At 37.4% G+C, this 11621-nt stretch carries 10 protein-coding genes; 8 read left to right on the top strand and 2 right to left on the bottom strand.

Annotated features, from left to right (window positions below):
* The first annotated feature begins 166 nt into the window (after positions 1-166).
* The 3 genes from rimK to DS885_RS02170 are packed head-to-tail and all read left to right on the top strand — an operon-like array spanning position 167 to position 2559.
* Positions 167-1072 carry a 30S ribosomal protein S6--L-glutamate ligase gene (gene rimK / locus DS885_RS02180; protein WP_113817766.1) on the top strand — a complete coding sequence of 302 codons (906 nt, stop codon included), beginning with the start codon at positions 167-169 and terminating at the stop codon, positions 1070-1072.
* Positions 1073-1076: 4 nt separating this feature from the next.
* A complete protein-coding gene (locus tag DS885_RS02175; protein ID WP_113817765.1) occupies positions 1077-2123 on the top strand; it encodes a succinylglutamate desuccinylase/aspartoacylase family protein in 1047 nt (348 codons plus the stop codon).
* A gap of 1 nt (position 2124) precedes the next feature.
* On the top strand, positions 2125-2559 hold the full coding sequence (locus DS885_RS02170; protein ID WP_113817764.1) for an ATP-dependent zinc protease family protein: 435 nt from the start codon (positions 2125-2127) through the stop codon (positions 2557-2559).
* A gap of 42 nt (positions 2560-2601) precedes the next feature.
* On the opposite strand, the gene DS885_RS02165 is transcribed toward DS885_RS02170, so the two are convergent.
* Entirely contained in the window at positions 2602-3081 is a 480-nt protein-coding gene (locus DS885_RS02165) for a cytochrome b562 (protein WP_113817763.1), read from the bottom strand.
* 831 nt (positions 3082-3912) lie between these two features.
* Here DS885_RS02165 and DS885_RS02160 point away from each other — a divergent pair.
* The 3 genes from DS885_RS02160 to DS885_RS02150 all read left to right on the top strand — a co-directional run bounded on the left by DS885_RS02160 (position 3913) and on the right by DS885_RS02150 (position 6854).
* A complete protein-coding gene (locus DS885_RS02160; protein ID WP_113817762.1) occupies positions 3913-4842 on the top strand; it encodes a tripartite tricarboxylate transporter substrate binding protein in 930 nt (309 codons plus the stop codon).
* A 68-nt stretch (positions 4843-4910) separates the two neighbouring features.
* The gene (locus DS885_RS02155; protein WP_113817761.1) at positions 4911-5357 is read left to right on the top strand and encodes a tripartite tricarboxylate transporter TctB family protein; all 447 of its coding nucleotides are present in this window, start codon (positions 4911-4913) and stop codon (positions 5355-5357) included.
* A gap of 9 nt (positions 5358-5366) precedes the next feature.
* A complete protein-coding gene (locus tag DS885_RS02150) occupies positions 5367-6854 on the top strand; it encodes a tripartite tricarboxylate transporter permease (protein ID WP_113817760.1) in 1488 nt (495 codons plus the stop codon).
* 128 nt (positions 6855-6982) lie between these two features.
* Here DS885_RS02150 and DS885_RS02145 read toward each other — a convergent pair whose 3' ends face one another.
* Positions 6983-8194, bottom strand: coding sequence for a potassium/proton antiporter (locus tag DS885_RS02145; RefSeq protein ID WP_113817759.1), 1212 nt, complete (start codon positions 8192-8194; stop codon positions 6983-6985).
* Positions 8195-8601: 407 nt separating this feature from the next.
* Here DS885_RS02145 and DS885_RS02140 point away from each other — a divergent pair, with 407 nt between their 5' ends.
* Both DS885_RS02140 and DS885_RS02135 read left to right on the top strand, forming a co-directional pair.
* On the top strand, positions 8602-9717 hold the full coding sequence (locus DS885_RS02140; RefSeq protein WP_113817758.1) for an FIST signal transduction protein: 1116 nt from the start codon (positions 8602-8604) through the stop codon (positions 9715-9717).
* 15 nt (positions 9718-9732) lie between these two features.
* Entirely contained in the window at positions 9733-11550 is a 1818-nt protein-coding gene (locus DS885_RS02135; protein ID WP_113817757.1) for a putative bifunctional diguanylate cyclase/phosphodiesterase, read from the top strand.
* Positions 11551-11621: the final 71 nt, after the last annotated feature.

The following is an 11621-nucleotide window of genomic DNA, read 5'->3' as shown; positions in this document are numbered from 1 at the left end:
TATATAGCGTTTTGTTTATACACTCCACGCACTTAATCTGAGTCCTCCATTAAACAGGCCCTAGTATGCAGTGCACTGCAGAGTTTCCTATTTGACTCAGATTATTAACCTTTTATGCGAAACATATCGCGACATAATTTGTGAATAGTCACATAGGAATTAACTCATGAAAATTGCCATTTTATCTAGAAACCCAAACCTATACTCTACTCGTCGTTTAAAAGAAGCCGGGGAAGCACAGGGTCACCAAGTTGATATTATTGATACATTACACTGCTACATGGACATTACTAGTAGCCGTCCAACAGTACGTTACCACGGTGAAGAATTACCACATTATGATGCGATTATTCCACGCATTGGTGCCTCTGTTACTTTTTACGGAACGGCAGTAGCACGTCAATTTGAAATGATGGGGACTTTTAATATTAATGAGTCAGTGGCGATCAGCCGTTCTCGTGACAAATTGCGTTCAATGCAATTATTATCAAGAAAAGGGATTGGCATGCCACGTACAGGCTTTGCTAACAAACCAGATAATATTAAAGATTTAATTAAAAACGTCGGCGGTGCTCCAGTAGTCATTAAACTACTTGAAGGCACACAGGGAATAGGCGTTGTATTAGCTGATACAGCAAAAGCAGCGGAAAGTATCATCGAAGCATTCATGGGACTTAAGGCTAATATTTTAGTGCAAGAGTTTATCAAAGAAGCCGGTGGTGCAGATATCCGTTGTTTAGTGATAGGTGGGCGTGTTGTTGCAGCAATGAAGCGCCAAGGTGCCGAGGGAGAATTTCGCTCCAACTTACATCGAGGGGGATCAGCAGTTGTGGTTAAACTATCTAAAGAAGAGCGTGAAACTGCGGTGAATGCCGCTAAAATAATGGGGCTAAATTTCTGTGGTGTAGACTTATTACGCTCTGAAAATGGACCAATGGTGATGGAGGTTAACTCATCCCCAGGTTTAGAAGGCATTGAAAAAGCAACGGGCATGAACATCGCAGGCATGGTCTTCGATTTTCTTGAAAAAAGCCCAAAAACAGCAACCAATAAAACACGTGGTAGAGGTTAATTAGATGAAAGCATTACGCATTGGCGAGTTTGATATTTTACCGGGAACACAGTGCAAAATAGAGTTACCTGTTGCGAAATTATATACAGATGCAGAGGTTTCATTACCTGTACAAATCATTCGCGGTGCAAAGGAAGGCCCGACTATTTTCATTAGTGCTGCGGTACACGGTGATGAATTAAACGGTATTGAAATTATTCGCCGTTTAATTAACAAACCTAATTTTAAAATTATCCGTGGCACTGTGATCGCAGTGCCTATGGTCAATGTTTATGGTGTTGTGAATCAAAGCCGCTATATGCCGGATCGTCGTGATTTAAACCGCTGCTTTCCAGGCTCAGCAAAAGGCTCTTTAGCAGCACGTGTTGCACATATATTTTTAACGCAAATAGTGCAACATTGTGATTATGGTATTGACTTACATACAGGGGCGATTCATCGTTCAAACCTACCGCAAATTCGCGGTGATATGAATGATCCTGAAACTAAAGCATTAGCTAAAATTTTCGCTAGCCCTGTGGTTTTACATTCGAATGTAGTGGATGGTTCATTACGTGAATCTGCCGTAGCCAATGATACTAAAGTACTGTTATATGAAGCAGGTGAAGCTTTACGTTTTGATGACTTTTCTATTAATGCAGGAATCAAAGGTATTGAGAATGTATTACGTCACTTAAAAATGATGCGCCAAATAACCTCTAAACGTAAGTTAAAAGAACCTTATATTGCCAATAGCAGTGGCTGGTTACGTGCTAATGCGAGCGGCGTGGTTAAACATTTAGTAGAGCTAGGTGATCGCGTTACTAGTGGTGATAAACTCGCTGAAATCGGTAGCCCTTACGGTGAGATATTAGGAGTTGTGAAAGCCACTCGTTCAGGGATTCTAATTGGGCAACAAAACATCCCATTAGTACAAGAAGGTGAAGCCATGTTCCATATTGCATATTTTAAAGAAGATGATGAAGCAATCGTTGAACATATTGAATCAGTGCAAGACTTCTTACGCCCTGAAGATGATTTGAATAGAACGAGCAGTACAGGAAACAAATAGCATGCAATCTAAAGATAAAATGATTATTGGTCGACTTGAATCTATTGATTTACCTGAGCTAGGTATTAAAGAGATGCAAGTGCGTGTTGATACTGGTGCAAAAACGTCATCGCTACATGTTGATAATATTGTCAAATATATGGAAAAAGGCCAACCTTGGGTTAAGTTTGATATTCATCCAGATATTCACAATGTCAAAAGGTTGATTGCTTGTAGCGCTTTAATCAGCGATATTCGTAAGATTAAATCGTCAAATGGGACTTCTGAAGAACGTTATGTGATTGAAACGCCAATGACCTTAGGCAGTGAAACCTGGCCCATTGAAATCACCTTAACTGACCGTGCTGATATGAACTATTTGATGCTATTTGGGCGAGAAGCGATTGGTAAACGCTTGTTAGTTGATCCTTCGAAAGTCTTTTTAGCTAACCGTTAGTTTTTATTAACGCAGCACCGCTGTGTTGCGTTAATCAGTTTCCTATTTACTGCAATTTTGACGGAAGGCTTTATGCCCTTGCTTTTTCTGCTGATTCACCTTCTCTAGTAATGCACTGATCTCTGCAGAGTCTGAACTTACTTGGATCTTTTTAAAGGTATTCGTCATCTCACTTATTTGCTGTTGGTATTGTCCATATTGCTGTTTTTGTTGTTCAGTCAATTTACTGGATGCTTGACCGTGCTCTCCATCCATATCTTCAATCACTACAGGTATTAATGCTTCAGCTTTGCCACTTAACATAATCAATTCATTAATGTGCTCTTGCATTTCAGCTTTATCATCAGCCTTCAAGCCTTTATTGTAAGCACGTAATTCACTTTTAATATACTTCATCGTATCGCCCAGTGTCGTTTCTTTAATGCCACAATGGTCTGCATGTGCAAACACTAAACTGGTAGGTTGAGTAAAAAGTAATGCACCTAACAAAGTAAAAGCTAATTTGCTCTTGATAATACTCATCGTAATATCCTTTTCAAAATGGAGGGGAGTAAGGAATATACTAGGCTTACCAAAATAACACTAGGCTCTATATTATTTAAACTGTCGATAAAACTTGTGCGGAAACAGTACTACTTGCTATGAAATCACTGATCTAACAATCCTCAAAGTAGAGGGTTATATCGATTTACAGCGAAATTATTAAGGGGTAACTAACAGAAAAAACAAATCAACATAGTAGGTTTATAATATTACAAAATAAACCTACCTAAATAATTATCCGAAACTGGTGCCAACGAATTAAATTAACATAACAACTTCTTACATAATAAATGAGAAACACAGGCAACTCATCGCCTAACGCTTCCCACACCCCTTTAAAATCAGCACAAAAAGTTGTTTCTCACTTAAAACACAAAAATAAAAACACCTATAAATAGATAAATAACAGCTCATTTATCTATTTAAATTCGTCAATCCTGCCATTTAAATAGTAGAAACCAAATCACTCAACAAGAGAAAAACCACATTAAGTCATACTTATAAAAATAATAAATGGCCCAAAACCAGCTAAATTTAGTGGCAAAAAAATTTAAAAATCAAGGAAAGATCTCATTTCCTAACAAAGAACACTTTTTGTCCGTCACTTTCGTGACCCATGCAATACTAAAATAATAATCTTCCTTTACTCTTCCATTACAAGGTTTTAACAAACAAATATTATTTTATTGAATTACTTGAGCCAGCTTTTGTATATAGGTAACAAATAGACCGGTTTTGTTAAAGATTAAACCAAACGTTAAAAATAGTGATTAAGAAAGAAGCCATTTTATCCATAAAAGGAATGAAACGATGAGAAAACTACTTAAAACAGCACTAATCAGCGCAGGATTAATTATGTCAGCAAGTACATTTGCTGCAGATTACCCAGCTAAAAATATACGACTAATTGTGCCATTTGGCGCAGGTGGCGGTACAGATGCCGTTGGTCGTACTCTGGCAAATAGTGCAAAAGATATTTTAGGTACCAGTATTTCAGTCATGAATAGAACCGGCGGTGCAGGTGCAGTAGGTATGAGCTTTGGTGCACAACAAAGACCCGATGGATATACCTTAACTGTGGTCACCCGTGAAATTGCTTCATTGCCACAAATGGGATTAATGCAGCATAACGCTGATGATTTTGAATTAATTCGCATGGTTAACTTAGACCCTGCCGTTATTTTAGTACCGGCTGATAGCCCATTTAATACTGTTAATGACCTAGTAGCAGAAGCGAAAAAAACACCTGGTAAAGTTAAATTTGCTTCTACCGCTGCGCCTAATTTTTACTTAATGGCTTTAGAACAAGACCAGGATATTAAATTAAATGCAGTACCTTATAACGGTTCAGCCGAAGCGATTCCTTCAGTACTAGGTCACCATACACAAGTGACAATGGTAACACCGGGTGAAGCAATTGCTCAACTTCGCTCAGGTCAGTTAAAAGCACTAGGCGTAATGTCAGAAGAACGTATTTCTTACATCCCAGATGTACCAACATTAAAAGAGCAAGGCTTAGATGTTACAACGGGTACATGGCGTGGTATTGGTGCTCCTAAAGGAACACCTGATGAGATTATTGAAATCTTAGGTAACGCTTTTGACCAAGCAATGGCTTCTGAGCAATTTAAAGAGTTCATGGCGAAAGGTGCAATGACTATTCACCCTTTAAAAGCGCAAGAGTTCACTGACTTTGTAAAAGAAGATACAAAAGTACTTAGTCAGTTTATTAAGAAATAAAAGTAAAAACGAGTATGGGTTAAGAGGCCTCTTAACCCATTTTTTAATCAACAATAATGGAAGCTATAATGCTCAATCGACACCTAGTATTACCCAGCATAATCATTGTGTTAAGTCTGATAATATTAGGCTTTATCACTCAATTCCCAGAGCCTCTATATCAAGCCTCTCCCGTTGGAGCAGGATTCTTTCCTACCGTTGTTGTGATAATTCAAATATTAATATGTTGTGTGTTGATCATTCAACATCAGCGAAAAAAGCAGGTCGAGCAGGAACAACCACTTTTATCTAAACACTCTATTTTTGGTTTTACCTTGTTAGTCGGTTATGCAGCTTTAATTACCCTAGTGGGTTATCTACCAGCAAGTTTAGTGGGTTTTACTTATTATTTAATTTATTACCGAGTTAAAAAACCACGCTATTACGTAGTGGCTTGGCTATTTGTTTTAGCTATTTACTATCTATTTTCGGACGTGTTTATTATCTCCCTGCCTGAAGGCTTACTCTTTTTCTAGGTTATTATTATGATGGAATATTTACTCAGTGGGTTTGCTTCTGCATTTAGCATGGAGGTTTTCCCAGTATTAGTATTAGGTGTGTTAGGTGGTGTGATTTTAGGTGCACTTCCTGGATTAACAGCAACCATGGGCGTTGCTATATTACTCCCTTTTACTTTTTCAATGATGCCAACGCCCGCATTAGTGATGTTAATTGGTGTCTATATTGGTGGTATTTATGGTGGTTCAATTGCTGCCATATTACTGAAAACACCTGGTACACCCGCATCTGCAGCTACTGTATTAGATGGCCACACAATGGCGATCAAAGGACTTGCAGCTAAGGCATTAAGTATTGCTGCGGTTGCGTCATTTATTGGCGGTTTGATCAGTACTGTGGTATTGATTGGTGTTGCGCCTATGTTGGCAGACTTTGCTTTACGCTTTAATGCGCCTGAATACTTTGCTTTAGCTTTATTCGGATTAACCATCATTGCCAGTGTTTCTGCTAAAAACATTATGAAAGGGTTATTAGCCGGCACCATAGGCTTATTAATTTCAATGGTTGGATTAGACCCAATCAGCAGTGTTCCACGTTTTACTTTTGGTGTGTTAGACCTATACAGCGGCATCAATATTATCCCTGTACTCATTGGTTTATTCGCGATTGCCGAAGGCTTAAATCAACTGGAAAAAATAGCGTCAGATAAGCAAGATATCCCGCCAAAGTTTAGTTATAAATTTTTAAGTTTCTCTGACTTTAAAAAGATTTTACCCACCAGCGTTAAAAGTGCATTAATTGGTACTTCTATTGGTTCTGTTCCCGGTGCTGGCGCTGACATATCAGCCTTTGCTTGTTATAACGAAGCCAAGCGTGTAGCAAAAAATCCAGAGGAATTTGGTAATGGCTCAATGCATGGTTTAGCAGCTGCTGAGTCAGGCAATAATGGCGTAACGGGTGGTTCATTAGTACCGCTACTCACTTTAGGTGTGCCTGGGGATGCAGTATCAGCAGTTTTATTAGGCGCATTAATAGTGCAAGGTTTAACACCTGGCCCATTATTATTTACGCAAAACCCAGAAATTGTTTACGGTATTTTTAGCTCTATGATTGTCGCGAATATTGTAATGTTGATTGTAGGATTTTTAGGTATACGCTTTTTCTGCCGCATTATTGAAGTACCTAAGATAATGATGATTCCTATTATTATCTTCCTATCGGTGATTGGTGCTTATGCGATTAATAATTCTATGTTTGATGTAGGTATTGCCATTACTTTTGGTTTATTAGGCTTTATTTTAAATAAATTAGATATCCCCTCTTCCCCGATTCTATTAGCGATTATTTTAGGACCGATGGCGGAGACAAACTTAAGGAAATCATTGATTTTATATGAAGGAAGCTGGTCGTTTATATACGATAGACCTATTGCATTAGCGTTTATTTTATTTGCTATTTTCTCAGTATACTCCACTGTGAAACTGAAAAAACGCGAAAGAAACGCACAGAAATAAAATCAGGTTTAGCAGCTAAAGCGCCATGCTATTGGTTTACTTTAGCTGCTTAGTTAAGTCCTAGCTAAATCCTAGTAAAAGGGAAACAAGGCCTTACTTAACATCAGCGAGTTAAATGTTTAGACAATTTAGCCAGTGATCTCAGGCTTAGGTTTTTCAATATTAAGCTGCAGTTTTTTCGCTAAAGGTTCAATGGCAGCCCCCTGTAAAAACACAGAAATTAAAACAATAAAGAAAACCATATCAACCATAATTAACGAGGATTCAACACCTGCAGCCGCGGGGATCAAAGCAAATACTATCGGTGTAGCCCCTTTTAAACCAATCGAGGAGATAAATAAACGTTTTTTCCAAGTCGTTTTTGGGAAAAACAGATAACATATCTGTACCGCTAATGGCCGAGCAATTAATATTAATAACAAGGCGGGAAGAATCGATTGATATAACACCTCAAATAATTGATGTGGAAAAATCTGTAACCCAAGTGCTATAAACATAAGCGCTTGCGCTAGCCAAGATAGGCTATTAAAAAAGTGTTTACTTATTTCCCTACCACGCTTTAAGCCATTTCCAATAACCACACCAACGACATAAGACGCTAATAAGATATTTCCACCAGCTAATTCACTGCCATAGGTAGCCAATACAAAACTGACTAAAACAAAGACAGGGATAAGTCCATACTCTTCCAGCTTGATATGGTTCAACAACCAAACACATGCCCGGCCAACACACAGAGCAATAAACAAGGCACTAAATATTTGTGTCACGAGTTCTAAACTGATTTCGGTCACTGAAATTGCGTTTTCAGGTGTTAATGCCACCTCTGTTAATAAAACGACTAGAATTAATGCAATAGGGTCATTGGTAGCAGATTCAAACTCTAATACCGTATCGGTTTGCTCTTTTAGTTTAAGTTTTTTGGATTGTAAGATAGAGAATACTGCAGCGGCATCCGTCGAAGAAACAATCGCTGCAAATAAAAGACAGAGAATAAAAGAAAAGTCTAACACCCACCAAAGAATCAATGAGAAAAATAACGTCGTTAGTAGTACCCCTAAGGTAGATAGCACACTCCCTTCACGATAAGCAACGCGCACGCTTCTTTTGGAGGTATTTAATCCCCCAACAAATACAATAATATTAAGAGCAATATTGCCAACTACTGAGGTTAAGGCAAAATTATCGTAGACAAAATCAAATTCGCCATTACCAAATAATAACCCCACTCCCATAAAAATAAGTAAAGATGGAATACCAAAGGTACGCGATGGGTGATGGAGGAGAATACCAATTCCAATTAAGGCCGCAATACAGATCAGGATAAGTTGGTATGACATTAGCTAATTTATTTCCTTCTATTGTAATAAATGATAATTGAGGTGCAGGCTTGTTGAGCAACAGTCGAATGCTGTCTTTCAGTTATTTTTTGATAGCTTTATTGTACTGGATAATCATATTAAAAGAATGCAAATATTATTCCTTTATTGGCAATAAGACGGCCCAACAGTGTGACCTAATAAACACCACAAAGTTTAATCCTCCCAGAGAAAAATACGAGCAAGCAAAAATCTAAATAAAGTTGAGTTTATCCACTTAACAAAGTGTAACTAATCACAAAGTAACAGATTGATTATAAAACACTTAGGTATATTACAAAAACTAAGCTATATTTTTATTTCAGATAACCATTATTTAGTCATTGAAGCACCCCATATTAAATAATTTTAAATGAGGAGAAGGTGTTATGGCAGAGGCCTCTATTGTTCGATTTACGGACAGTTCCTCTCTACAAGATTTAAATACAGCAATTAAAGGTCTTTGCCAAGAAAATATTCAAGGCGTGCTATTAATAGCCTGTGTTGAAAATAACTACCTAGAAACTCAGCTCAATAAAATATTATTTGATTGTCAGTTACCTATCTGTGGTGGCATGTTCCCTAAAATTATATACAAAGGAAAAAGTTATCAGCATGGGGCGATTATTGTTGGCTTAAAGGTTAAACCAGATATTGTAAATTATGAAGCTCTGAGTCAAATAGATGACCAGTTAAGCGACTATATCGAAAATAAAAGCCAACCTATCCAACGCCATAAAAGCTTTATCATTATCAGTGATGCCATGTGTAAAGTCAGTGAAGACTTCGTTGATCATTTTTATAACTTTATGGGATCAGGTGTCACTAGTATCGGAGGAGGAGCTGGTTCTTTAGATTTTGTATCTCGCCCAGTGATATTTACTAATCAAGGTATCAAAGGAGACTTAACCCAGGTTATTGCTTTGCCTTGCCCCTTAATAAACGACATTGGTCATGGTTGGGATATTGTTGATGGACCTTATTTAGTGACCGCTGCAAAGGGGCACTATGTGCACTCTTTAAACTATCAATCTACCTATACTTTCTACAAAGAAATCATTCAAAACAAAGTAAATACAACACTTGATGACAAGTTCTTTAATCAATACGCTAAACAATATCCGCTTGGTATCGTTTCCATTGATGGTGAAATCTTAGTGCGAGATCCTATCCAAACTAATTTTTCTTACCTCGAATGTGTTGGCAACATATTGAATAACTCCATGGTCTACTTACTGAGCAGCGATAAAGATAAAATGTTCGCCTCCAGTCAGCAAGTTGCCAACAATATTGCACAACAACGCCCTTTTAATAACCTACTATTATTTAATTGCATAAGCCGTGATTTATTTCTTGAGTCAGATAGTGAGCAAGAACTGGCAATTATACAAAATACTTTATCAGAAACCCCATTAATAGGAGCGATGGTATTAGGTGAAATAGCTAATACTGACAATGGAATGATTCGCTTACTCAATAAGTCAACTGTACTTGGCGTATTTTAAGGATTGAAATCAAACATGAATACCGCGATGAACATCATGTCTATTCAGCACCAACTCGTCTTAGCGATTGGTGAAGAGACTGATTTAAAAAAAATGATCTATCAATTCTTGCACCTGGCTGGGCAATGCTTAAATGCGACTAATAGCCATGTTTTTATCATGCAAGATCAACAAAATACACCTGTTTATCAATTAACCGAAGAAGACAGCTTACAGCACTTCCTTAGCTTTCCAAGTAGAAGAGATGGCATTAATACACTGCTTTCTCAAAACTTAGAGCAGCTAGCCAATCAATTTTTTGAAAGCGACGCTACATCGGGAATAATAGAACAAAGCAGCGGATTATATTATGTATTTAAACTAGGTCATTTCGGTGTGTTTATTATCGAACGCAAAAGCGCACTTAGTCGCGAAATCCAAAGCTCTCTGCCTCCGGTTATTAATAAACTAACCAATAGCTGTATTGCTTCTATTAATTACCGCACGATGTTATTTGAAATTAACATGCGTAAAGAGGTAGAAGAGCAGATTCGTTACCAAGCAACGCATGATGACTTAACAGGTCTTTATAACAGAATGGAAGTACAGCGCTGTCTGACCAAGGCCATAGAAGATACAGTAACAGAGAAAAAAACCGGTTATGTATTATCTATCAACTTAATGAACTTTAAAAATATCAATGATGCCATTGGTTACCATGTTGGTGACAAAGTATTACGACAAGTGGCCGATAGAATCAAAAAATCCACAGATAAAAAAACCACGATTGCTATCTTTAACGGCCATGAATTCATTTTAATTATCGACCATTTACCTGCTAATAAAATGAAATCTCAACTTATCATCGGTGACATCATTGCCGAGATAATACATACCATTGAACGCCCTTTTGAACTATCTGAAGGTAGCTTTTCTTTATCTTGTTTTATTGGTTATGAACGATTTACCGATAACAAAAAAAACGCTCAAGATATTATTAAAAATGCCAGTATCGCAATGTATGAAGCATTTAAAAAGTCTAAAGATAAAGCCTTAGCCTATAAATCAATCATGTCTGAGCAACTCAACGACCATATTCGTTATACCAAAGAGATCAAACAAGCCTTAATCAATAATGACTTTGAATTGCATTACCAGCCACAATTCGACCATTTATATAATATGGTCGGGGCAGAGGCATTATTACGTTGGAACCACCCTACTCGTGGTTATGAATCGCCAGCGGTATATATCCCCATTGCCGAGGAAAGTGACTTAATTATCGATATTGGTAACTATGTTCTAGAACAAGCCTGTCGTGATATAAAGCGTTTAAGGCAACGCACTTTACCTGCATTTTTCCAACAAATATCTATTAATATTAGTGCCAAACAGCTTGCTAAACGCGACTTTGTTAGTAACGTTATCGGCATGGTTAATAAATACCAAATTCCGCCTTCATCGCTAAAAATAGAGATAACTGAAAGTATCATGATGGGTAATTTGGAACGCTCTATCGATGGGTTAAATACCTTATTAAAATTTGGTGTAACCTGCGCTATTGATGACTTTGGAACGGGTTACTCTTCCTTAGCTTACTTAAAACGTATACCTGCTAGTTTACTTAAAATAGATCGTTCTTTTGTGACAGACATACACCTAGATCAAAGTAATAAAGCGATTATCAGTATGATTATCCAGCTAGCCAAAAGCGTCAATATGGAGGTAATTGCAGAGGGTGTAGAGCAAGAACAAGAGGTGAGTTGTTTAATTGAATTAGGCTGCTATCAATTCCAAGGCTACTACTTCAGCCGCCCCATCACTTTCAATGACTTATTAAAATTTAAACATTAACCTTCTACTATTATTGCCATAAAAAAAGCGATTAAGAAATAACTTAATCGCTTATTAGCCAGGTCAGTGAG

The sequence above is a fragment of the Psychromonas sp. B3M02 genome (assembly GCF_003318165.1).
Taxonomy (GTDB): domain Bacteria; phylum Pseudomonadota; class Gammaproteobacteria; order Enterobacterales; family Psychromonadaceae; genus Psychromonas.
This window is presented reverse-complemented; position numbering and strand designations above follow the sequence as displayed.